22 protein-coding genes are annotated in these 20523 nt (G+C 71.0%); 10 read left to right on the top strand and 12 right to left on the bottom strand.

All coding sequences use genetic code 11. The features are described 5' to 3' along the window. Positions 1 to 6: 6 nt before the first annotated feature. Together H9Y04_RS08750 and H9Y04_RS08745 are read right to left on the bottom strand one after the other, a co-directional pair. Positions 7 to 1089 carry a hypothetical protein gene (locus tag H9Y04_RS08750; protein WP_187813165.1) on the bottom strand — a complete coding sequence of 361 codons (1083 nt, stop codon included), beginning with the start codon at positions 1087 to 1089 and terminating at the stop codon, positions 7 to 9. Between the two features lie 68 nt (positions 1090 to 1157). Continuing rightward, entirely contained in the window at positions 1158 to 1772 is a 615-nt protein-coding gene (locus H9Y04_RS08745) for a maltokinase N-terminal cap-like domain-containing protein (protein ID WP_187813164.1), read from the bottom strand. 212 nt (positions 1773 to 1984) lie between these two features. Between H9Y04_RS08745 and H9Y04_RS08740 the strand changes: the two genes are divergently transcribed. From H9Y04_RS08740 to H9Y04_RS08730, 3 genes are all read left to right on the top strand, one after another. Continuing rightward, positions 1985 to 3088 carry a hypothetical protein gene (locus H9Y04_RS08740; protein WP_187813163.1) on the top strand — a complete coding sequence of 368 codons (1104 nt, stop codon included), beginning with the start codon at positions 1985 to 1987 and terminating at the stop codon, positions 3086 to 3088. A gap of 106 nt (positions 3089 to 3194) precedes the next feature. After that, positions 3195 to 3770 (top strand): dihydrofolate reductase family protein, encoded by a 576-nt coding sequence (locus H9Y04_RS08735; RefSeq protein ID WP_187813162.1) that lies wholly within the window; start codon positions 3195 to 3197, stop codon positions 3768 to 3770. A 217-nt stretch (positions 3771 to 3987) separates the two neighbouring features. Then, the gene (locus tag H9Y04_RS08730; protein ID WP_187813161.1) at positions 3988 to 4989 is read left to right on the top strand and encodes a TIGR03842 family LLM class F420-dependent oxidoreductase; all 1002 of its coding nucleotides are present in this window, start codon (positions 3988 to 3990) and stop codon (positions 4987 to 4989) included. Here H9Y04_RS08730 and H9Y04_RS08725 read toward each other — a convergent pair. The 3 genes from H9Y04_RS08725 to H9Y04_RS08715 form a co-directional block, all read right to left on the bottom strand. Then, positions 4967 to 6499, bottom strand: coding sequence for an ABC1 kinase family protein (locus tag H9Y04_RS08725; RefSeq protein ID WP_187813160.1), 1533 nt, complete (start codon positions 6497 to 6499; stop codon positions 4967 to 4969). The genes H9Y04_RS08730 and H9Y04_RS08725 overlap by 23 nt on opposite strands. Then, the gene (locus H9Y04_RS08720; RefSeq protein WP_187813159.1) at positions 6496 to 6831 is read right to left on the bottom strand and encodes a hypothetical protein; all 336 of its coding nucleotides are present in this window, start codon (positions 6829 to 6831) and stop codon (positions 6496 to 6498) included. Before H9Y04_RS08720 ends, H9Y04_RS08725 begins: the two co-directional genes overlap by 4 nt. Before the next feature lie 65 nt (positions 6832 to 6896). Next, complete coding sequence (locus H9Y04_RS08715) at positions 6897 to 8327, bottom strand: EF-hand domain-containing protein (protein WP_268980463.1); 1431 nt, start codon at positions 8325 to 8327, stop codon at positions 6897 to 6899. A 232-nt stretch (positions 8328 to 8559) separates the two neighbouring features. On the opposite strand from H9Y04_RS08715, the gene H9Y04_RS08710 reads away from it, so the two are divergent. The 5 genes from H9Y04_RS08710 (at position 8560) to H9Y04_RS08690 (ending at position 13026) form a co-directional block, all read left to right on the top strand. After that, positions 8560 to 9369 (top strand): squalene/phytoene synthase family protein, encoded by an 810-nt coding sequence (locus H9Y04_RS08710; protein ID WP_187813157.1) that lies wholly within the window; start codon positions 8560 to 8562, stop codon positions 9367 to 9369. Between the two features lie 61 nt (positions 9370 to 9430). Then, positions 9431 to 9898 carry a DUF4334 domain-containing protein gene (locus H9Y04_RS08705; RefSeq protein WP_187813156.1) on the top strand — a complete coding sequence of 156 codons (468 nt, stop codon included), beginning with the start codon at positions 9431 to 9433 and terminating at the stop codon, positions 9896 to 9898. A gap of 100 nt (positions 9899 to 9998) precedes the next feature. After that, positions 9999 to 10463: a hypothetical protein gene (locus H9Y04_RS08700; protein WP_187813155.1), complete on the top strand. Its 465-nt coding sequence runs from the start codon at positions 9999 to 10001 to the stop codon at positions 10461 to 10463. 67 nt (positions 10464 to 10530) lie between these two features. Continuing rightward, positions 10531 to 11295 (top strand): bestrophin-like domain, encoded by a 765-nt coding sequence (locus tag H9Y04_RS08695; protein ID WP_187813154.1) that lies wholly within the window; start codon positions 10531 to 10533, stop codon positions 11293 to 11295. Between the two features lie 177 nt (positions 11296 to 11472). Continuing rightward, entirely contained in the window at positions 11473 to 13026 is a 1554-nt protein-coding gene (locus tag H9Y04_RS08690; RefSeq protein ID WP_187813153.1) for an NCS1 family nucleobase:cation symporter-1, read from the top strand. Here H9Y04_RS08690 and H9Y04_RS08685 read toward each other — a convergent pair. Next, positions 12984 to 14333 (bottom strand): aspartate aminotransferase family protein, encoded by a 1350-nt coding sequence (locus H9Y04_RS08685; protein WP_187813728.1) that lies wholly within the window; start codon positions 14331 to 14333, stop codon positions 12984 to 12986. The two genes, H9Y04_RS08690 and H9Y04_RS08685, sit on opposite strands and share 43 nt — an antisense overlap. A gap of 102 nt (positions 14334 to 14435) precedes the next feature. On the opposite strand from H9Y04_RS08685, the gene H9Y04_RS08680 reads away from it, so the two are divergent. Continuing rightward, positions 14436 to 15398 carry a LysR family transcriptional regulator gene (locus H9Y04_RS08680; RefSeq protein WP_214661058.1) on the top strand — a complete coding sequence of 321 codons (963 nt, stop codon included), beginning with the start codon at positions 14436 to 14438 and terminating at the stop codon, positions 15396 to 15398. Positions 15399 to 15468: 70 nt separating this feature from the next. Here the strand turns inward: H9Y04_RS08680 and H9Y04_RS08675 are convergent, their stop codons facing one another. The 5 genes from H9Y04_RS08675 to H9Y04_RS08655 all read right to left on the bottom strand — a co-directional run bounded on the left by H9Y04_RS08675 (position 15469) and on the right by H9Y04_RS08655 (position 19470). Then, complete coding sequence (locus tag H9Y04_RS08675) at positions 15469 to 16083, bottom strand: TetR/AcrR family transcriptional regulator (protein WP_187813151.1); 615 nt, start codon at positions 16081 to 16083, stop codon at positions 15469 to 15471. 103 nt (positions 16084 to 16186) lie between these two features. Continuing rightward, a complete protein-coding gene (locus tag H9Y04_RS08670; RefSeq protein WP_187813150.1) occupies positions 16187 to 16951 on the bottom strand; it encodes an SDR family NAD(P)-dependent oxidoreductase in 765 nt (254 codons plus the stop codon). A gap of 181 nt (positions 16952 to 17132) precedes the next feature. After that, a complete protein-coding gene (locus H9Y04_RS08665; RefSeq protein ID WP_187813149.1) occupies positions 17133 to 18338 on the bottom strand; it encodes a threonine synthase in 1206 nt (401 codons plus the stop codon). Positions 18339 to 18349: 11 nt separating this feature from the next. Beyond that, entirely contained in the window at positions 18350 to 18811 is a 462-nt protein-coding gene (locus H9Y04_RS08660) for an HIT family protein (RefSeq protein WP_187813148.1), read from the bottom strand. Next, the gene (locus tag H9Y04_RS08655; protein ID WP_187813147.1) at positions 18808 to 19470 is read right to left on the bottom strand and encodes a GNAT family N-acetyltransferase; all 663 of its coding nucleotides are present in this window, start codon (positions 19468 to 19470) and stop codon (positions 18808 to 18810) included. Before H9Y04_RS08655 ends, H9Y04_RS08660 begins: the two co-directional genes overlap by 4 nt. Before the next feature lie 104 nt (positions 19471 to 19574). On the opposite strand from H9Y04_RS08655, the gene H9Y04_RS08650 reads away from it, so the two are divergent. After that, positions 19575 to 19958, top strand: coding sequence for a DUF6578 domain-containing protein (locus H9Y04_RS08650; protein WP_187813146.1), 384 nt, complete (start codon positions 19575 to 19577; stop codon positions 19956 to 19958). Positions 19959 to 19976: 18 nt separating this feature from the next. Here the strand turns inward: H9Y04_RS08650 and H9Y04_RS08645 are convergent, their stop codons facing one another. After that, positions 19977 to 20399: a MarR family winged helix-turn-helix transcriptional regulator gene (locus tag H9Y04_RS08645; protein ID WP_187813145.1), complete on the bottom strand. Its 423-nt coding sequence runs from the start codon at positions 20397 to 20399 to the stop codon at positions 19977 to 19979. Positions 20400 to 20523: the final 124 nt, after the last annotated feature.

Genomic DNA, 20523 nt, shown 5'->3' with positions numbered 1-20523 from the left:
CACGTTTTACGAGCGGCTGGCGCTCTCGCACTCGCCGTTGCGGCCGGTTCCCGTGAGGCCCTCGCTGCGGTCGTACGGGTCGATCTCCTCGTCCCCGTCGGCCGTTGTGTGGTCCTCGGTGAAGGCGGGGGAGAGGAAGCCGAACACGTCGCAACCGCCGTTGGTCGTGTGCATCTTGTACGAGACGAAGGAGAAGGTTCCGGGCTTCGTCCGCACCTTCGACGGGTCGTCCCAGCTCAGCACCAGCTCACGGCGCACGATGGTGCGGGTGACCTCGTCGCTGCCGTCCTCGGCGCGTACGAAGGGGTAGACGAAGGTGACGTCGGCGGTCACTTCGAGGGCGCCGTACTTGCCTTCCTCGTACGAGAGACGGCCGCGCGTCTTGACGGTGCCGCCGACGAGTTCCACTTCGTCGGTGTGGTAGCGCGTGAAGAGGAGCAGGGGGTCGTTGTCCGGGGTCGGCTTCGCGAAGGACGTCGTGAGCAGGGGCTGAACGTCCGGCTGGTCGGGGCTGACCAGCGCGATCGCCGCCTCGGGTCGGTCACCGCGCAGCACGGCCGGGTCCAGGTTCGACGCCGTGAGGAAGTCGCGGGACTTCTTCAGCGCATCGGCGACCTGAGCCTCGTCCATCCAGCCCGTCGCCCGCGCCGCGGGCACATGGATTCCGTCCGCTCCGTCGGCCCACCGGGCGGCCGGGGAGCCCTTGAACGGCTCGTCCGGGGTGGGCCGTTCACCCGCTCTGTCCGCCGGCGCCGCACCGGGACGTGCGGACTCCGCGGCGAGCGGACGCTCCTCGTCCCCGCCGCCGAACCAGTTGCCGGAAAGGGCGCCGGGCGTGAGCGCCACGATCAGCGCGGCCACGGACAGGAGCAGCGCGGCCACCTGCCAGGCCTTGAACCGCCGCTGCCGGGGCGGCCGATGAGCGCGCCATGCCTCGGGACTGCCGGGGGCGTCGCGCAGCCGGTCCGCCACCATCCGGGCCCGCGCCGACGGTTCCTCGGGCGCGCCGGGGCTGCCGGCCTCGGCCTCGCGCAGGAAGCGTTCCCACTCCTCGTCCGGTATGGACGACTCACCCTTGTTCGTACCCAACTCCGGCCCCCTTCTTCCGCTGAGCGATGATGGCACAGGGGAAGAAGGGGCCGGAGAGGTCTGTGCGGTCAGGCTTCGCGCTGCACGATGACGAAGGCGGCGCGAGCCGCCGACTCGTCCGCGCGCTGCCATACGCCACTGACCTGACCGCCCTCCCCGGGAGCGAGCACTCGCGCAAGCCGGAGCGCGGCACCGCTCGTCAGGCGCACCTCGGTGGCGTCCGCGGAATCGGCGACGGACTCGATCGCCGCCGCCCCGAGCGGGGCACCCTCGTACGAGACCTGGATGTCCCGGTCCTCCTGATCGCTGACGCTCTGCGCCTGCGCCTTGGCGCGTCCGTCGATCAGCGACGCCAACTCGGCGACCAGGACCGGGTCATGGCACCCGTCGTAGACCCACCGCTTGCCGAGCACGCCGTGCTCCGTGGTGCCGATGAGAGCCTCGTCCGCGCCTTGCAGCGGCGCGCCGCGATAGGCCATCGGGACGAGATACGAGGCCTCTGCATCGTTGACGACCATGAACTCGATCCCGACCTCGCCCTCCGGGTCGTCGAGCCGGAAACCGCCCGCCTTGGCGAGCAGCGGCGCCTCGGGCCCGCCCCGGTACCAGGGCCGTCCGGGCAGCCACTCCGTGAGCAGCTCCAGCTTGGTCGGCTTGAGCGTCGTGTGATGGATCTCGGCCATACGGCGGTGTCCTCCAACGGGTTGGGCTGGGCTTCGCTGTGACCAACCTTTTCACCGGGCTGATCCATTCCGGCTCGGAGGGTGGACCCGAAGGGTCTTGAGCACCTCACCGATCCGGATCTTGAGCAGCCCGCGGAGCAGTATCTTGAGGCCCCCGGCCGTCCGTGGAGCGGGGCGGGTGAGGCGGTCGGGTGCAGCCGGGGGCGGAAAGCATGGACGAGGTAGGGGCCGAACTCGGCGAGCGGGTGTCGGCGGACGTGGCCAAGGCGTGGCTGACAGGGCTCGGCTCCAACCCGGCCGCACCTGCGGAGGTGTTGGTGCGGCTCCTGGACACGCGCCACACGAGATTCCTGTGGCACCGTGACGTCCCCGAGGCCGTACTGGACGCGGCCGTGGTGTACCCGTCGAAATGGGCGTGGGGGGCCGCCGCCGAATCGGGCCGGCTCTCCGCCGCCCAGTGGGAGCGCCTGCTCGCCCACACGGTGGGACTGCCCGAGCACGCACTCCTCGTCGAGATGGCGCAGACCCCATCCGTGCCCGGCTGGCCGGGCCCCAGGATCGGCATCGAACCTCCGCCTCATGAAGGCGCGCAGCCCCCGGCGACGCCCAAGGAGATCGCTGCCTGGGCCGACGCGGTTCCGGACATCCCGCCGGGCGACCGTACGTATGCCCTGTGGTGGATCGCCGCTCTGCACGACCGGCCGGAAGCCATGCGTCAGCTGGTGGCTTCGAGCAACCTCCGGATCCGAAGGAGCATCGCCCGCGCCCGCAGGCTGCCCCCGGACGTAGTCGACGTGCTGGCCACCTGCGAGGACAAGGTCGTGCACCTCTTCCTCGCCGAGTCCTGCGACGACGCACCGCCCGAGCTGCTGCTCGACGTGTGGACCTGGTGGTCCGGCAGCCTCTCCTTCCCCGGCCGCCCCCGCAACCACCCCAACTTCCCGCGCGACGGGCTGCTGCGCTTCGCCGACGACCCGCGCCCGCGCGTGCGGCTGCTCGCCCTCGACGACTCCGAGTCGCCCGCAAGCCTGGTCGAGCGGTTCACGCACGACACCGACCCGGACGTACGCAGGCGGGCGGCCGAGGACCCCCGCCTCCAGCCGGCATCCGCCGCCCGGCTCGCCGACGACTCCGAGTGGCGGGTCCGCCGGTGCGCCCACAGGAACCCCGTGCTCCCGCGCGCCGTTCTCGTACGGCTGCTCCAGGACGAGGCGAGCGCCGAAGACGCGGCGCAGAACCCGGGCATCCCCGTTCCCGCGATGCACCGCATGATCGCTACGGCCGTCCGCCACGAGCGCCCGCCCCGCAAGCGGTAGCCCCGCGATGAGTTTCCGGGATGCCACCGGTCTGTCTTCCTGAGGGGGCCACAGGGGCCCGCGCTCAACGAGGGCCGCGCAGGCCCACCGACAACCGGGAGCGGTCATGGGCAAGGTCGTCATGCAGAACGTCGTCTCCGTGGACGGATTCATCGCCGACAGGAACGACGACGTGGGTCCGCTCTTCGAGTGGTACGGGAACGGCGACACGGATCTGGGCGGTCCGGGTCTGAAGGTGTCCAAGACCTCCGCCGCGTATGTGCAGCCGCTGTGGGACTCCCTGGGGACCCTCGTGATCGGGCGGCGCCTGTTCGACATGACCAACGGGTGGGAGGGCAAGGCGCCCGCCGGTCAGCACGTGGTGGTCGTCTCGCACCGGCCCAAGCCGGAAGGCTGGCACCCCGAAGCCTCGTACCACTTCGAAGGAGACGTAAGGAGCGCACTGGCCAAGGCGCAGGAACTCGCGGGGGAGAGGCCCGTGGGCGTGGCGGCCGGCGACGTGGGCGGTCAGGCCCTCGCACTCGGGCTCGTGGACGAGGTCGCCATGGACGTCGTGCCGGTCGTCTTCGGCTCCGGCAAGCGCTTCTTCGGCTCGGTCGACTCCCAGCACCTCCTGGAGGACCCGCACGTCGTCATCCAGGGCGACCGGGTGCTGCACCTCTGCTACCGCGTGCGCCGATGAACACACCGAGGTGCTCTCGCATACGCCGATGAGCACATAGAGGTGCTCCTGCGTACACCGATGAACACACCAAGGCCGGAAGGTGGACACGCGTAGAGCGCCCTCTTGCCAACGCCCTGGAACAAGTCCACGATGGTCGCTTCCCGGTGGCCCCGGCCGGCGGACTCGCCCCGGAATCACGGGTCTTGGACGCGGGCTTTGAACCAGGAGCACCAGCATGGACTTCGGACTCGTTCTGCAGACCGACCCGCCGGCCGCGCACGTCATCAGCCTGATGAAACGGGCCGAACGCAACCGCTTCCGCTACGGCTGGACCTTCGACTCGGCCGTGCTCTGGCAGGAGCCGTTCGTGATCTACAGCCAGATCCTGGCCCAGACGCAGCGGCTGACCGTCGGCCCGATGGTCACCAACCCCGGCACCCGCACCTGGGAGGTCACCGCCTCCACCTTCGCCACGCTCAACGACATGTACGGCAACCGCACGGTGTGCGGGATCGGACGCGGTGACTCGGCGATGCGGGTGGCCGGGCGCAAGCCCAACACCCTCGCGCGGCTCGGCGAGGCGATCGACGTGATCCGTGATCTGGCGGAGGGCCGCGAGGCCCAAGTCGACGGCGCCGCCGTGCAGTTGCCGTGGGTGCGGAACGGGAAGCTGCCCGTCTGGATGGCGGCGTACGGGCCGAAGGCGCTCGCGCTCGCCGGGCAGAAGGCCGATGGCTTCATCCTCCAGCTCGCCGACCCTTTCCTCACCGAGTGGATGGTCCGCGCCGTGCGCGACGCCGCCACGGCGGCGGGCCGCGACCCCGCGGACATCAAGATCTGCGTCGCCGCACCCGCCTATGTGAGCGACGACCTGGCGCACGCCCGCGAGCAGTGCCGCTGGTTCGGCGGCATGGTCGGCAACCACGTCGCCGATCTGGTGGCCCGCTACGGAGAGCACTCGGATCTCGTCCCCGAGGCGCTCACCGCGTACATCAAACAGCGCGAGGGCTACGACTACAGCCACCACGGCCGCGCCGGAAACCCCTCCACGGACTTCGTCCCCGACGAGATCGTCGACCGCTTCTGCCTGCTCGGACCGGTCGAGGCCCACCTCGAAAAGCTCCGCACGCTACGGGAGTTGGGCGTCGACCAGTTCGCGGTGTACGCGATGCACGACGCGCGCGAGCAGATCATCGACATCTACGGCACCGAGATCATCCCCGCGCTGCAGGGCTGAGCCCGGAAAGCCGCCGCACCCCCCACACCGCGAGCCCCGCGGCCACGACGGGGGCGACGCGACGGGTGAGGATCCCGTTGCTGTCGCTGCCGATGCCATGGCCGGGCAACAGTCCGATGCGCATGGTCAGTTCACGGTTGGCGAGATCGCGGAGGGTGGAACGGAGCTGGTCGAACGTCGAGTTGGCGGCGAGGATCAGCTCCAGGGTGCGGCGGGCCGCCTGCTCGCGGGAGAGCATGTCGCGGGCGATCTCGACCATGACGTCGGTCAGGGCGTCCTCGAACACGTCCAGCGCGGACAGTTCGGGGGCGACCAGGCGTACGGAGCCCTCGATATTCGTGATCGACTTGCCGAGCATGCCCACCATGGGGCTCGTACGGATACCGCGCTGGGCCGCGCAGCGCAGGACCTGGGTGAGAGCGACTCCGAAGTCCAGATCCTCGAGAGCCGCCGAGGTGATCAGGGGGACGAGCCGTGTCATGTCCTCCTGGAAACCCAGGAGATCGGCGAACGGGGTCGCCCGGCCCATCTCCGTCCAGGCGGAGGCGAGACCGCGGGCGTCGTTCTGGGCCAGGCTGGTGAGCGCCATGATGCCCAGCGACCCCAGATTGCGGTCGATCCGGCCGACCATGCCCCAGTCGATGAGGGTGGCGCCGTGCTCGGGGTGGACGAAGATGTTCCCCGGGTGGGGATCGGCGTGGAACATCCGCTCCACGAAGTAGCCCCGGTACATGAAGGTCAGCAGGTCACGGCCGATCCTGCGGCGCTGCCTTGCCGAGAAGGCCGACAGATCGGCCTGGTTGAGGGCCTCTCCCCGGGCCATGCTCTGCAGCAGCACCCGCTCGGTCGCGAGGTGCACCTCGGGGATGTGGATGCCCTTGAAGTCCTGTGCCATCCGCTGCCCTTGGGCCATGTGCTTGGCTTCGGTCGTGAAGTCCAGCTCGGGCTGCATACAGTCGAAGATCACCTGAAGCGTCGCCTCGACATCGAGGACGGAGCCGATACGGGGCACGGCATGGCCCGCGAATCTGGCGCCGCGCCGCAGGTACGCCATGTCGGCGTACACACGGGCCCGGGTGCCGGGCCGCATCACCTTGAGCACGGCGCAGCGGCCGTCGGCGAGCACCACGCGGTAGACCTGGGCGAGGGAGGCGGATCCCAGCGGGGATTCCGTGTCGATCTCACGGAATCTCGCGGCCCAGTGCGGGCCGAGTTCCTGCCGCAGGACCGGTTCGAAGACCTCGAACGGCTCGGTGTGCACCGAGTCCTGGAGCCCGGTCAGTTCGGCGAGCACGGCATCGGAGACGACATCGGAACGGGTGGCGAGGATCTGGCCCACCTTCACCCAGAACGGCCCCAGACCCTCGATCACCTCGCGGATGCGGCGGGCCCGCCGCTGCTGCCGGGCCAGCTCGGCGTGCTCGACGCCGATGCGCTCGCGCGAGGTGAGCACATCGGCGACGAGGAGGGTCATCAACTGCGCGACCTTGCGGCTGCGCCCGCGGATCATGGCGTACGCCCGGCGTCGGGACGGGCACCGAGCAGGCCGGACAGGACGGACAGCCCGGGCGGCAGTCCGGGCAGCCCCGGCAGTCCGGGCAGCCCCGACAGGACGCCTTCCGTCGGCACTTGCGCCGATACGACCTCGAGCAGGAGCTCGACGGTGCAGTCGCGGCCCGTCGTCTCGTGCCGCACCCGTACCCGCTCGCCCGCCCGCAGCAGGGCCGCGAACTCCGCCGTACCGGTCTCCTTGCCACCCGCCCCGAGATCGAGGAGCCGGCCATCCGCCGTACGGATCAGCACCCGCAGTGGCCGGGGATCCCGTGCGCCCATGGTCCGCATCACTTGCCCTTCGTCGTGTCCGCGCGGCTGCCGGCCCACGGCCGCATCGCTGGAGTGTCCGGGTCTCACGAGCGGCCGAACAGCCGCGTGGCCGCCTCCGCATCGGCGCGGACGGTGAAGAACTGCCCCAGCGCATCGAGGAATTCGGTCTTGGTGATCTGCCCGTCACCGTCACGGTCGATCTCCCGGAACCCGCGGGCGAGATCGTCCGGGTGCAGCTTGGGGCCGAAGACCCGGCGGTACTCCGCCAGGTCCAGACACCCGCTGTGATCGGTGTCGGCCGCGTCGAACACCGCGGCCATGGCGGAGAGCAGCCCCGAGGGCGCCTCCGCGGCGGGCCCCGCCGTCGCCCCCGCCACGAACTCCTCGCGGGAGACCCGGCCGTCGCCGTCCGTGTCGAGTGCGGTCAGTTGCGCCCACCATGCGTCGAAGGCGTCGTAGACCCGCTGTTCGGCCCCTTCGGTGAGGTCGAGCGGCCAGCACACCGAGCGCACCATGGCCTGCAGATCCTCACGGGTGAGGTAGCCGTCGCCGGTCTGGTCGAGCACATCGTCGAAGAACCGTCGCACGCGGACCGGACGCGCATCACCCACGCGGGGCGCCGGCATCGCGCCGCGCCGGCGCGCCTGCCGGGGCACTACGGGCCGGCCGCCGATGGCGGCAGCCGCGAGCGGCAGAAACCGCCACCGCACGGGCAGGCCGGCCAGGCACCACCGCGCCGTACGGTGCAGCAGCCAGGACAGGGCACGGTCGCGGCGCCGTGCGGGCAGCCCCAGCCGGCCGGCGTACGCAGCGGGGAGATCGGCCCGCAGCACGGAACCCATCACGGACTCGGCGAGCGAGCACACGGCCTTCCACAGCGGTGCCGGGCACCAGGACAGCCAAGGCGGCAAGGGCAGGTCGGCGTACAGGGCGCCCAGGAGATGACGGACCTCGGGGTTGTCCTCGAGCACGTCGACGACCATGGAGTCGACATAGCTGCGGCACTCCGCCACATCCCGCGGGACGGCGCTGTCGGCCATGCCGAACGACAGCATGATCGCCCGCCACTCGTCGTAGAGCTGCGCCTCCTGGGCCGGGGTCAGGGGCCTGCCGCCGAGGCGCTCCATCGTGACCATGGCGTCGAAGAGCGTGACCGCGATCCAGGTGCGGCTCGCGTCGTCCAGGCCGTCGTATACGCGGCCTTGTTCGTCGGTGCCGTTGATGTGCCGGTGCACGCGGCGGATCCGGGCGAACTCGCGCTCCCTGGTGACCTTGTCGCCGTAGGTGAGGCGCTGCAGGCTCTCCAGGGTGAGTTCGAGCCGGCGCAACGGCCGGGTCCGGTAGGTGGAATGACGGGCGAGCGCCGCTCCGCCGGCGGGCAGCGCGGCCTCGAGGACCAGCGCCCTGCCGGTCACGAGGAGCATTCTCCGCCGGCCCAGCAACCGCCAGCAAAGGGATCCGGGACCGGGTAGGGAAAGGTCACTCACGCGATACCTCCAGTGGCGGCGATTCATCCGGCGAACGGGGACTTCCTGCGCACCCCGGACCCTTCGGAAACACGACGCGAATTCATGGATCGGCCAACCCCCGCTCCTTTTCAGGGGATTGGCTCGCGCAACAGAACTCGATCGAGTGATGCCCTGCCGCAATTCCCGCCAAATGTCCGGTGCGGGAATGGAGATGATGCGGCCCGGGTAGCCCGGAATGGTCCACGGGGGGAACATCGAAGCCACGAGACGGATGTACATGTTCGACGCGCACGTCATGGAAACGCTGAAGAGCACGAGCCGCACCTTTTTCCTGCCGATCATGCGTCTCGACGGGGAGTTACGGGACACCGTCGCGGCGTACTACCTCGCCAACCGGGCCCTGGACCAGATCGAGGACCACCCGCGTCTGACGCCCGAGGCCAAGATCGCCCTGCTGGGCGGAGTGAGCCGGCTGCTGCAGGAGGAAGCGTTCACCGAGGGGCAGGTCGACCGTCTCTTCCACCCGTTCCGCGACCGACTGGAGCCGGTCACCCTGCGCTTCCACGAGTGGGCCGTGCAGCTCCCGCCGCGTGATGTGGCACCCCGCCTGTGGGACTCCTTGGCGACGCTGGCCGACCGCATGGCCGAGTGGGTGCGTGCCGACTTCCGTATCGACGACGAGTCGGACCTCGACCGCTACACGTTCGCGGTGGCGAGCTCCATCGGCATCACGCTGTCGGATCTGTGGAGCCGCTACGCCTCGGTGGTCACGCGCTTTCCCGAGGCCGTCGCGTTCGGACGTGCGGTGCAGGCGGCGAACATCGCCTGGAACCACGAGGACGATCTGTCCCGAGGCGTGGACTTCTTCCCCGCCGGCTGGACCACCGACGACATGTGCCGCTACGCCCGCAGGCACCTGCCCGCGGCCGAGGCGTATGCCGCGTCCCTGCCGGCCGGGCCGATCAGGGATTTCTGCTCACTCACCCTGGACATCTTCCGCGCGACGCTGTCCGCGCTCCAGGAAGGAAGTCCCCTGGACCGGAAGACCGTCACCGCGCTCGCGGACCGGTATGCCGTATCCGATTGATACGGACTCTCCACCGATTCCGCCGTACCGAGACGAATGCAGAGCACCACGGGAGGAATGCATGGACAACACCGAAGCGCGCGCCCTTTTCGCCCGGATCAGAGCCGCCGGAGAATATGTCGATCCCGATGAACTCGACGCGATCTGGGCCCAGTTGGAGTGCGTGCGGCCCGAGGAGATCCTGGGCAGCTGGCGGGGCAGCGAGTTCGACACGGGCCACGTCATGAACGGGCAGCTGGATTCCGTCGAGTGGTACGGAAAGACTTTCGTCTCCCTGCTCGACGTCAAACCGCTGATGTGCCGCGACGGCGACGGCGTGCTCTATTCGCACGTCGAACTCGGCAAGGGCGAAGCCAGCCTGTGGTCCGTGGAGTTCCGGGGCGAGACCACCGCGACCATGGTCTACGACGGACAGCCGGTCTTCGACCACTTCAAGAAGGTGGACGACGACACGCTCATGGGGATCATGAACGGGAAGGGCGTGCTCGACCAGGGCCGGCACTTCTACTTCTCGCTCGACCGGGACTGACGAAGTGTCCCGGCCCCGCCCGCTCCGGACCTGGCGGAGGCTGCGGACGGCGGGGGCGCTGTTCGCCTGCACGGCCGCCGTGAGCGTTCCCCTCTTTTCCGTGTCACCGGCGCTCGCGCAGGCTGCCGCGCCCGCCGAGGCCCGCCCGCGCGTCGTCGCCCCCGGTGTCGCTCCGGCGGACGGCTGCGGCTCTACGGGCGCCGACCTCGATCTGGCCGAACTCGGCCGGATCGCACGGGAACGGGACGTGGAGGACGCCGTGCGAGCCGCCTGCCGGTCCACGCCTGCCCCACCGCCGCCCGTAGCGCCGAGGAAGGCGCCCCGGCCCGCCGCGCCGCCCCCGCAGCCCCCAAAACCCGCGGCACCTCCGGAATCCGCGGCGCCTCCGGAACCCCCGCCGTCGACCCTCACCCCCACTCCCGAACCCGTCATCCCCCGCGCCTACCGGGGCGCCCCCGGCAAGAAGGAACCCGAGGGCCAGCCGCTCACGTCGAAGGCTCTGCTGCTCGTCGCCCCGGCCGTACTCGCCGCCGCCGCGCTCGGCGCGGGCCGCGGCCGCCGCTGATCCGCACGCACGCCCGCAGCTGACACCCCGCCTCACGTACCACCCCCCCCAGAAACCGGAGACGGTCATGCCACCTTGGCTTGTGATGCTCTGCGCCGTGGCCGCGATCGGCGCGGTCATCTACCTCACCACCGGACTCGTCCAGCGCCGCGTCGGCGAGGACGACGACCCCTCGCAAACCCCCGATGTCATCGAGTACATGACGATGATGATCGGCGTGGTCTACGCCATCGTGCTCGGCCTCGCCATCGCCGGAGTCTGGGAAGCCCGCGGCACCGCCCAGGGCGTCGTCGACACCGAGGCCCAGGCGCTGCACGAGGTCTACGAACGGGCCGAGGTCTACCCCGAAGCCGAGCGTTCGGCGATCCGGCAGAGCGTGGACGCGTACGTGACGTACGCGGTCCGCACCGAGTGGGCGCACCTGGCCGAGCGGCACCGGCTGACGGAGGAGGGCAACCGGCTGTTCACGGCCGTACGCCACACCGTCCAGGACAGTGAGCCACGCAATGAACTGCAGGGGCAGGCGTACGCGCCGATGACCGACCAGGTCGCCATCGCGGACGACGCACGTGCCGCCCGCCTGGCCGCGGCCGCACCCACCATGCCGGGCGTGGTGTGGCTGGGGCTCGTCACCGGGGCGCTGGTGTCGATCGGTATGGTCTTCGCCCTGCAGATCCGGCGTACACCAAGGGAGTTGGTGGTCGCGGGCCTGTACTCGGCGCTGTTCGCCTTCCTCCTCTATCTGATCTGGGACATGGACACGCCCTTCAGTCGCTCGATGGCGATCGGGGCGGACGCGTTCCTGCAGCGGTTCCCCGGAGCCGGCGGCTGAACGCACGGGTGCGGTCCGGTGAACCGGTGGGTGCGGGGCGCGTGCGGTCCGGTGAACCGGTGGGTGCGGGGCGGGTGCGGTCCGGTGAACCGGTGGGTGTAGGCCGGGTGCCGGGCGGGCAGTTTCCGGCATCGACCCCGTGTCGTCACGGCAATCCTCAAGAGGAATGGACCGGACATGACGTACGCGAACCCTGCACCCAGAGACAGTGAACCGGCCGTCCCCCCCGCCACCCAGACCGTCACCGCCGACGGTCAGGTCGAACTCACCGCCGGTGCCTATCCGGACGACAGCCCGTACGCCAATGACGACCTCAAGCCCGTGCCGGTGGCCGACCGGCACTGGACCACGTACAACTTCGCCGCGCTGTGGATCGGCATGGCGCACTGCATCCCGTCCTGGACTCTGGCCTCGGGCCTGATCGCGCTCGGGATGGACTGGAAGCAGGCGGTGTTCACCATCGCCCTCGCCAATGTCCTCGTCCTCTTCCCGATGCTGCTCACCGGGCACGCGGGACCGAAGTACGGCATCCCGTTCCCGATCCTCGCCCGCGCCTCGTTCGGTATCCGCGGCGCCAACCTGCCCGCCCTGCTGAGGGCCGCGGTGGCCTGCGGATGGTTCGGCATCCAGACCTGGATCGGCGGCCAGGGGATCTTCGTGCTCCTGGACAAGCTCTTCGACGGCTCGCTGGCGAGGACCGGAGTGATCGGCGGCCAGCCCTGGGCGCTGTGGCTCTGCTTCGGGCTCTTCTGGCTGCTCCAACTCGCCATCATCCACCGGGGCATGGAGACCCTGCGGCGCTTCGAGAACTGGGCGGCGCCCTTCGTCCTGGTCGGCGCGCTCGTGCTTCTGATCTGGATAGCCGACAAGGCGGGCGGTTTCGGCCCGCTGCTCGACCAGCCCTCCACGCTCGGCTGGGGCGCCGACTTCTGGCCCGTCTTCTTCCCCGCCCTGATGGGCATGATCGGCTTCTGGTCCACCCTCAGTCTCAACATCCCCGACTTCACCCGCTTCGGCCGCGGTCAGCGCGCCCAGGTCTGGGGCCAGACACTCGGCCTGCCGACGACGATGACGCTCTTCGCGCTGATGTCGGTCCTGGTGACCTCGGGCTCGCAGGCCATCTACGGCGAACCGATCTGGGAGCCGATCCCGCTCGCCGCCAAGGCCGACAACGCCTTCGGGCTCGTCTTCGCCCTGATCACCGTCCTCGTGGCCACGATCTCCGTGAACCTCGCGGCCAACGTCGTCTCACCCGCGTACGACCTCTCCAACCTGGCGCCGCGCTTCATCAGCTTCCGAACGGGCGCCCTGATCACGGGTGTTGTGGGCGTGCTGATCTTCCCGTGGGAGCTCATCTCCACGCCCGAGTTCTACATCTTCGTCTGGCTGGGCGTGGTCGGCGGTCTGCTCGGCACCGTCGCGGGCATCCTCATCACTGATTACTGGCTCGTGCGCCGCACCCGGCTCGCGCTGCGCGAGCTGTACGTGAAGGAGGGCAGCCGCTACTGGTACAGCGGCGGCTGGAACTGGCGCGCCGTCCTCGCGTTCACGGTCGGCGCGCTGCTCGCGGTCGGCGGCTCGCACTCGGCGCCCGGCAAGGGGCCGTTCCCCGAGGACGGACTGATCCCGTTCCTCGAGCCGCTGTCGGATTACGGGTGGGCCGTCGGCCTCGCCTCGGCGGCGGTGCTCTACCTGGCGCTGTCGTCCGGTCGCCGTGAGGCCGAGGCGTAGGCGAGCGCCTCGTCCAGGATCTCCAGGCCCAGGGCGAGCTCCTCCTCGGTCGCGGTCAGGGGCGGCGCGATACGGAACACGCCGCCCATGCCCGACAGTTGCACGATGTTCATATGCAGGCCGAGCTCCAGGCAGCGGCGCGTGACGCGGGCTCCCAGATCGTCCGAGCTCTCCTTCGTCGTACGGTCCACGACGAGTTCGAGCCCGGCGAGCAGCCCGCGGCCGCGGATGTCGCCCACGACCTCGTGCCGGTCCGCCAGCTCTTCGAGACCCTTGCGCAGATACGTACCGAGGGAGCGCGCCCGTTCGTCGAGACCGTCGCGGACCAGGACGTCGAGGACCGTGTTGCCGACGGCGGCCGGCAGCGGATCGGAGACGTGGGTGGTGAAGAACAGGAACCCGCGCTCGTACGCCTCTTGCTCGATCTCCGCGCTGGTCACGACGGCCGCCAGCGGCAGGCCCGCGCCGAGTGTCTTGGAGAGCGTCAGGATGTCGGGCACGATGCCGTCGCGCTCGAAGGCGTACCAGGAGCCGGTGCGGCACAGGCCCGTCTGGGCCTCGTCGAGGATCAGAAGCATGCCGCGCTCGCGGCACTTGGCCTGCAGCGCGCCGAAGTAGCCGGCGGGCGGCTCGATGATGCCGCCCGAACTGAGCACCGGCTCGACGATGCAGGCGGCGAGGCTGCCCGTGGACTGCGCGTCGATCATCCCGAAGGCGAAATCCAGTTGGCGCCGCCAGTCCAGGGTGCCGTCCGGTGCGGTGAAGTCGGGGCGGTACGCGTTCGGCACGGGGATGGCGAAGTTGCCCGGCGCGGACGGGCCGTAGCCCTTGCGGCCCGCGCTGTACGTGGCGGACGCGGCGGCCTGGGTCATGCCGTGCCAGGAGCGGGCGAAGGACACGATCTCGTGCTTGCCGGTGACGAGCTTGGCCATTCGGATCGCGGCCTCGTTCGACTCCGCGCCCGTCGTCAGGAGCAGGGTCTTCTCCAGCGGCGCGGGCAGCGTTCCGGCGAGGCGACGGGCGAGGTCCACGACCGGGCGGCTGAGCATGCCGCTGTAGAGGTGGTCGAGGCTCGCCACCTGGCGGCGGACCGTCTCGACGATCTCCGGGTGGGAGTGGCCGAGGATGGCGCTCATCTGCCCGGAGGTGAAGTCGAGGATCCTCCGGCCGTCCGCGGTGTACACGAAACTGCCCGCGGCGCGCTCGATGATCTCGCGGGTGAACTCCCCTCCGTAGCGGACGAGATGACGGTCGGCGTGCGTCCAGAAGTCGGAAGCGGGCGTGTCTGACGATGAGTTGGCGTACATGAAAGCGCTCATGTCCTCGACCGTAGGTACGCCGCGAGCGTCGCGTCCATCTCACACTTCCGCCCTTCCTGTACGGCAGAACCGCACAAGAATGAGGGCGTGATGAACCCGTGGCGGCTCCGCCTGCTCAGTCAGCTGGACACGCTCGGTACGGTCCGCGCGGTGGCCCAGGCCGCGCATATGAGTCCGTCGAGCGTGTCCCAGCAGCTGGCCGTCCTGGAGTCGGAGACGCGTACGCAGCTGCTCGAACGCACCGGACGCAGGGTGCGTCTGACCTCGGCCGGGGTGATCCTGGCGCGCCGGGCGCGGGCGCTGCTCGACCACATGGACAGCGTCGAAGCGGAGCTGCGCGGCTTCGGCGAGGAGCCCTCGGGGCTCGTACGGCTCGGCGCCTTCCAGAGCGCGATCCACAGCATGGCGGTGCCCGCGGTGACCCTGCTCGCCCGCGAACATCCGCATCTGGACGTCGAGTTGCTCGAACTCGAACCGCACGCCAGCGTGCCCGCGCTGCGGGTGGGCGACGCCGATCTGGTGATCACGACCACGGACTTCGACGAACTGCCGCTCGGCCCCGACCTCGACTTCGTGCCCCTGGCCACCGATCCGGTCCTCGTGGTCCTGCCGGTCGGTCATCCCGCCGCGGCCGGACGCGGGCCCGTCGACCTCGCCGCGCTCGCGGACGAGTCCTGGGCCTTCGACATCCCCCAGTCGTACATGGCGAATCTGACGCTGCGGCTGTGCCGGCAGGCGGGCTTCGAACCGCGCGTGGTGTGCCGCTTCAGCAACTACCTCATGTCCCTGCAGCACGTCGAGGCCGGCCTCTCGATCACCCTCCTTCCCGGCCTCGCGGTGGACCCGCGCTACCGCGTGACGACGCGCCCGCTCGCCACCCCGGTCAGCCGCCGCATCACCGCGGCCCAGCGCAGCGGCATGCCGCCGCGGGCGGCGGTGCGTGCGGTACTCGACGCGTTGCGGGGGCTGCCGGGGTCGTCCGGGTCGCCCGGGTCGCCCGGGTCGCCCGGGTCGCCCGGGCCGTCCGGGACGCAGGCGGAGGCGCGCGGGTGAGCGCTCGGTCCTGCCGCCCGGCTCAGCCGCGAGCCGGCCGCTCGGGGCAGCCCTGAGCCCGCTGCTGGGCTCAGCCCCGAACCCGCTGCTCGGCGCCGCCCCGCAGATCCGCGAGCGCCTGGTCGAGTGCGGCCCGCAGATGGTGGATCTCGCCGGTCGTCTGCAGGATGATCACCCCGCCCTGGACGGCCGCGAGCAGCGCGGCGGACCGCTGCTCCACATTCACCTCGGCGGGGAGCCTGCCCGCCGCCTGCAGCGCGCGGATCCCCTCGGCCAGGCTCTCCTGCCAGCGCCGCAGCAGTTCGACCACGATCGCCCGCGCCCCCGGGGTCGAGCGCCCCACCTGGAAGAACAGAGCCCCCAGCGGGCACTGGTCCCCCTGCTTCTCGTAGCGCTCGATCACCGCGTCCCGCCAGCGCTGCCAGGCGGCCCAGCTGTCCAGGCGGCCCAGATGCGGCTGCTGGTCGTCGAGCACGCGGTCCGCCTCGAACTGCGCGACGGCGAGCAGGAGTTCGTCCTTGCCCGCCGGGAAGTAGTGGAACAGCTGGCTCTTGCTGGTCCGCGTGCGGGCCATGATGTCCTCGAGCGTCACCACGGCGACACCCAGCTCGCGCAGCACCGCGGCGGCGCCCTCGATGATCCGCGCCCGGGTGGAGTGCCCCTTGGCCGTCAGCTGCCTGCTCACGTACACCTCCTGGAATGGACCGGTCAGTCCAGACTATGAGACCTGGCCCGGCGCGACGGGACTGCGGCGTCAGGCGCGCACACAGCCGCGGCGGGACTGCGGCTCAGGCGGCGATGACGGCCGCGGCGGTCCGGCCGCCGTCGACGTCGAGGACGATGCCCTGCACGAAGGAAGCCTCGTCGGCGGCCAGATAGACCGCGGCGTGTGCGATCTCCTGCGGGGTGCCCATCCGTCCCGCGACGGTGCCCTTCATCATCACCTCACCGGGGTGCACCTCGCCCGGGGCCGGGGTGAGCACCACGCCCGGAGAGATCGCGTTCACCCGTACCCCCTGCGGTCCGAACTCGGCTGCCCAGGCCCGCGTCAGGGTCTCCATCGCGCCCTTGGTGGAGCTGTACAGGGCGCCGACGGGAACGGCCAGACGCGCGATCCACGACCCCAGGTTGATGACGGCGCCGCCGCCGGCCCGCGCCATGGCGGGGGCGACGGCCGCGGTCAGGAAGAAGGGAGCCTTGACGTTGACCGCGTAGACCTCGTCGAAGGTCTGCTCGCCCGTGTCAGCGGTGGTGTCGCCCGGATAGACGCCGGCGTTGTTCACCAGTACGTCGATCCCGCCGCCCAGGACGTCGCTCGCCTCCCGGGCGAGCTGCCGCGAGGCGGCCGCGCTGCCGTCCAGGTCCGCGCGGACGAAATCGGCGCGGCCGCCCCGTGCGCGGATGGCCGCGACCACATCCCGGCCCCGTTCGGCGCTGCGGCCGGAGACGATCACGTGCGCCCCCTCCGCGGCGAAGGCCTCCGCGATGGCCCGCCCGATGTTGCTGGTCGCCCCGGTCACCAGGGCCCGCTTGCCCTCAAGCCGCTTGGACATCTTCTGCTCCGTCGCTCGATCCGCACTGTGCACCCGGGGCGCGCCGCGTCGGCGGCCGGGATGCGCCCTGATGGCCAGGGCGCATCCCACTGTGCGCCGACAGAAATGGACCCTCAAGTCCAGAAAACGAGGGTCACCGCGCGACCGTCGAGGCGCCGTCCAGGGGCTGGGGGAGGAGCGGTCAGGCCGGCCGGATCCCCGCCGCGGACAGCCGCCCGAGGACCGATTCCCAGGCCGGATCGACCGGCGCGAGGCCGTGGCCGCCCACGCCGACGTCCTTGAATCCGCTCGACGTGGCCACGCACACCACGGGCCCTTCGACCTCGGGCGCCGCCGCCCGCAGGCCCGCGAGCCCCGCCGCCGCGGAGAGCTCGCACCACAGGCCCTGCGCGGCCAGTTCGCTCTGCGCCGCCTTGAGCTGGGCGTCGTCGACGAGCAGAGGGTCCCCGCCGCTGCGTTCCAGTGCCAGGACGCCGCGGTAGCTGTTCACCGGGCAGTCGATGCCGTACGCGTCCGTGGCGCCGACGGGCACACGGGTCGCGGGAACACCCTGGCGGACGGCCGCGGCGAGAGGGCCGCCCGTGCGGGGCTCGCAGCTGTACAGGCGCGGGACGCGGTCGGTCAGACCGAGCTCCCGCAGCTCCGCGAAGCCCTTCCCGATGCCGAAGAGCAGCTCGCCGTAGCCGGTCGGCACGAACACCGCGCCCGGTACGCCGAGTTCGGCGACGATCTCGTACGCGACGGTCTTGTAGCCCTCGGGTCCGAAGGAGCTGCCCGTGTGGAACGGGGTGAGATTGCTGACGGGGAAGTAGCCGAACTCCTCCACGATGCGTTCCGTCAGCGGCCAGCGCTCCTCGGCCGGGACGGGCAGCACGACCGCGCCGTACGCGCTGAGGAACGAGGCGACGGCGGGCGGCAGTCCGGCCGATCCGAGCACCACGCAGCGCAGCCCGGCGCGGGCCGCGTAGGCGGCCGCCGACGCGCCGTGGTTGCCCGAGGAGGCCACCACGATGCCGGGAGCGCCGGCCCCGAGCGCCGCGCTGACCGTGCACCGGTTCAGACGGTCCTTGTGGCTCCAAGTGGGGTTCCGCGACTCGTCCTTGAGGTACACGCCCTCGCCGAGGTCGACCAGCGGAGTGCCGCCCTCGCCGAGCGAGGGAGCGAGCAGCGGCGGCAGCAGGGCACTCCAGCGGTCGAGCCCCGATCCGGCCCGCGTGAGGAAGTCCGCGGGCACCTGCGCATAGTCGTACTCCACGTCCACCGGATACGACATGTCCGCCGAACTGGTCCGCGGACACCCCCGGATCAGCGGAGGCCACAGCGGATAGCGGATGTCCGGGTCGGCGAGCGAGCGTTGGGCCTGGGCGAGCGATGCGGTGTCCGACATGGACCGGGAGTCTAGGCGGGCATGATCCCGGGCCCGCCCGCCGCTCGGCTCGCGGCGAGACCTTTCCGCACCGCGGCCGCCGTCCGGTCGAGCCGGTCGCGCTCGTGTACGCGCCAGTCCGCGTCGATACGGAAGGGGTCGCCCGCGAAGCGCGGGAAGACATGCAGGTGTACGTGGAACACCTCCTGGAAGGCGGCCTCGCCGTCCGCGAGAAAGAGATTGACGCCCTCGCACCGCAGCCCCGAGGCGCGCAGGGCTCCCGCGAGCCGGTGGGCCGCCCGCCAGACCTGGATGCCCGCTTCCTCCGGCAGATCCCCGAGGCCGGCCGAGTGCGCCTTGGGGATGACGAGGAGGTGACCCGGGGTGACCGGCTGGAGATCCATGAACGCGAGCACCGACGCGTCCTCGTACACGACGCTTGCCTCGGCCTGCCCCCGTGCGATGGCGCAGAAGACGCATCCGTCCTGTGTCATACGCGGTCCAGGCCGAACAGCGGCAGGCATTCCGTGAGGCCGTCCAGCTTGACCGGGATGTGCTCCTGGTACTGCCACTGCTCGGCGGTGAGGCGGAGCCGGTGCATGAGGGCCGGCTCTCCGCGTACGGCGTGGTGCTCGATGCCGTCGTCCCGGTAGCCGAGCTTGCGGGAGACCGCCAGCGAGGCCGCGTTGTGGTGCAGCGCGCCGGAGAGCGCGTGCCGGGCGCCGAGGCCGGCGAAGGCCAGGTGGAGGACGGCGGTGCGCATCTCCGTTCCCATGCCTCGGCCGTGGTGGCGCAGGCCCAGCCAGGATCCGGTGCTCACCTCGCGGCAGACCGCGAAGTCGCGGGCGCTGACGCCCTGCATGCCCACGACCGCGCCCTCGTACAGCACCACCAGGTTCAACACCCAGTTCTGCGGCTGCCATTCACCCCAGCAGCGCCAGTGGTACTGCAGTACATCGCGCGCCCGCTGCCCGGGCTCGGCATCCGTCCACGGCACGGTGAACGGCTGTACCGCGGGGTCGTGCACACCCTCGGCCGCCAGCGAGGCCAGTGCGCTGAGCTCGTCGGGACCCGGCAGCCGCAGCTCCAGGCGAGGCGTGGTGAGCCGGAGGCCGGCGAGGGGCCACTGGGTCGGTAAGCGCGGCGATGTCATGCCCGGAGATTCTTCTCGCCCACGGGCCGCCGGGGCCAGCGGATTTCCGTGCGCGGCCGCGCGGCAGCGGTGTCCGCGACACCGCCGCGCGGTAGACACGTTCCATGGGCGCCATGACGGTCTGGATGGACAGCTGGCAGATGGAGTGCTGCGGTACTCCTTTCCGTATCGGGGACCGGGTCGACTGGGCGGTGCGCGAGCCGGACCGCACGTGGCTGGCCGACGTGCTCGGTCCGCAGGCCGCCGGGGAGGTGGACGCGGCCGAGGGGCACCACGGCGACGTGGATCCGGCGACGGGACATCGGGCCACCGGCAGGGTGGTCGGCATCCGGTACGCGCACTGCCGCTACGCGCCCGCGCACGACGGTACGCGGCACGCGGTGCCGGGCAGCGGGACACTCACCCCGGTGAGTGAGGCGGAGCAGTGGGTGGAGGACCTGGGGGAGGCCAGGTTCGTCGGATACCTCGTACAGGTGGAACCGGAATGACCGGCCACGTGGCCGGCCTCAGCGCGCCGCGAGGCGGTTGAGCAAGGTCACCGTGCGGGCCAGCGACTCCCGTTCCGCCGCGGAGAGTTCGCCCTCGATCGCCTGGGCGAGCCAGCCCGCCCTGCGGCCGCGCTCCGCCTCCAGGGCGGCCCGCCCCGCAGGCGTCAGCTCGACCAGGGACTTGCGCTTGTCCGTGGGGTGCGCGCGGCGCGTGATGTGCCCCTGCTCCATGAGCAGCCCCACGGCCCGCGCCATGGACTGCGGACGTACGCGCTGGTCGGCGGCGAGATCGCTGGTGGTCATCGCACCGTCGCGGTCGAGGGCGCCGAGCACGGCCACCTGGCCGAGCGGGATCCGGTCCTCGTGCTTGACGCGCCGCGCGAGCTTGCCCATCGCGGTGCGCAGCTCGGCCGCGAGCGCGGCGGATTCCGGGGTGGGCATGCCCCAGCTTAACCCGGTGATCGGCAGCGAAGCTGTGCAGCCGAACTGCACAGCACAACTGAACAGCGAAACTGTACAGCAATGCTGTAGAGTTTCGAGCGTCGCCCCGGCCCAGCGCCACCGT

This window comes from Streptomyces polyasparticus (genome assembly GCF_014493765.1).
GTDB classification, from domain to species: Bacteria; Actinomycetota; Actinomycetes; order Streptomycetales; family Streptomycetaceae; genus Streptomyces; species Streptomyces polyasparticus.
The sequence above is the reverse complement of the archived record's forward strand: the minus strand, read 5'-3'. Positions and strand labels throughout refer to the sequence as shown.

What these genes read in the sequence shown, in the direction of transcription:
- H9Y04_RS08745 (WP_187813164.1), bottom strand. Translation starts at nt 1,772, where the DNA reads ATGGCCGAGATCCATCACACGACGCTCAAGCCGACCAAGCTGGAGCTG.
- H9Y04_RS08740 (WP_187813163.1), top strand. Translation starts at nt 1,985, where the DNA reads ATGGACGAGGTAGGGGCCGAACTCGGCGAGCGGGTGTCGGCGGACGTG.
- H9Y04_RS08735 (WP_187813162.1), top strand. Translation starts at nt 3,195, where the DNA reads ATGGGCAAGGTCGTCATGCAGAACGTCGTCTCCGTGGACGGATTCATC.
- H9Y04_RS08730 (WP_187813161.1), top strand. Translation starts at nt 3,988, where the DNA reads ATGGACTTCGGACTCGTTCTGCAGACCGACCCGCCGGCCGCGCACGTC.
- H9Y04_RS08725 (WP_187813160.1), bottom strand. Translation starts at nt 6,499, where the DNA reads ATGATCCGCGGGCGCAGCCGCAAGGTCGCGCAGTTGATGACCCTCCTC.
- H9Y04_RS08720 (WP_187813159.1), bottom strand. Translation starts at nt 6,831, where the DNA reads ATGCGGACCATGGGCGCACGGGATCCCCGGCCACTGCGGGTGCTGATC.
- H9Y04_RS08715 (WP_268980463.1), bottom strand. Translation starts at nt 8,327, where the DNA reads ATGAATCGCCGCCACTGGAGGTATCGCGTGAGTGACCTTTCCCTACCC.
- H9Y04_RS08710 (WP_187813157.1), top strand. Translation starts at nt 8,560, where the DNA reads ATGTTCGACGCGCACGTCATGGAAACGCTGAAGAGCACGAGCCGCACC.
- H9Y04_RS08705 (WP_187813156.1), top strand. Translation starts at nt 9,431, where the DNA reads ATGGACAACACCGAAGCGCGCGCCCTTTTCGCCCGGATCAGAGCCGCC.
- H9Y04_RS08695 (WP_187813154.1), top strand. Translation starts at nt 10,531, where the DNA reads ATGCCACCTTGGCTTGTGATGCTCTGCGCCGTGGCCGCGATCGGCGCG.
- H9Y04_RS08690 (WP_187813153.1), top strand. Translation starts at nt 11,473, where the DNA reads ATGACGTACGCGAACCCTGCACCCAGAGACAGTGAACCGGCCGTCCCC.
- H9Y04_RS08685 (WP_187813728.1), bottom strand. Translation starts at nt 14,333, where the DNA reads ATGTACGCCAACTCATCGTCAGACACGCCCGCTTCCGACTTCTGGACG.
- H9Y04_RS08680 (WP_214661058.1), top strand. Translation starts at nt 14,436, where the DNA reads ATGAACCCGTGGCGGCTCCGCCTGCTCAGTCAGCTGGACACGCTCGGT.
- H9Y04_RS08670 (WP_187813150.1), bottom strand. Translation starts at nt 16,951, where the DNA reads ATGTCCAAGCGGCTTGAGGGCAAGCGGGCCCTGGTGACCGGGGCGACC.
- H9Y04_RS08665 (WP_187813149.1), bottom strand. Translation starts at nt 18,338, where the DNA reads ATGTCGGACACCGCATCGCTCGCCCAGGCCCAACGCTCGCTCGCCGAC.
- H9Y04_RS08660 (WP_187813148.1), bottom strand. Translation starts at nt 18,811, where the DNA reads ATGACACAGGACGGATGCGTCTTCTGCGCCATCGCACGGGGGCAGGCC.
- H9Y04_RS08655 (WP_187813147.1), bottom strand. Translation starts at nt 19,470, where the DNA reads ATGACATCGCCGCGCTTACCGACCCAGTGGCCCCTCGCCGGCCTCCGG.
- H9Y04_RS08650 (WP_187813146.1), top strand. Translation starts at nt 19,575, where the DNA reads ATGGGCGCCATGACGGTCTGGATGGACAGCTGGCAGATGGAGTGCTGC.
- H9Y04_RS08645 (WP_187813145.1), bottom strand. Translation starts at nt 20,399, where the DNA reads ATGCCCACCCCGGAATCCGCCGCGCTCGCGGCCGAGCTGCGCACCGCG.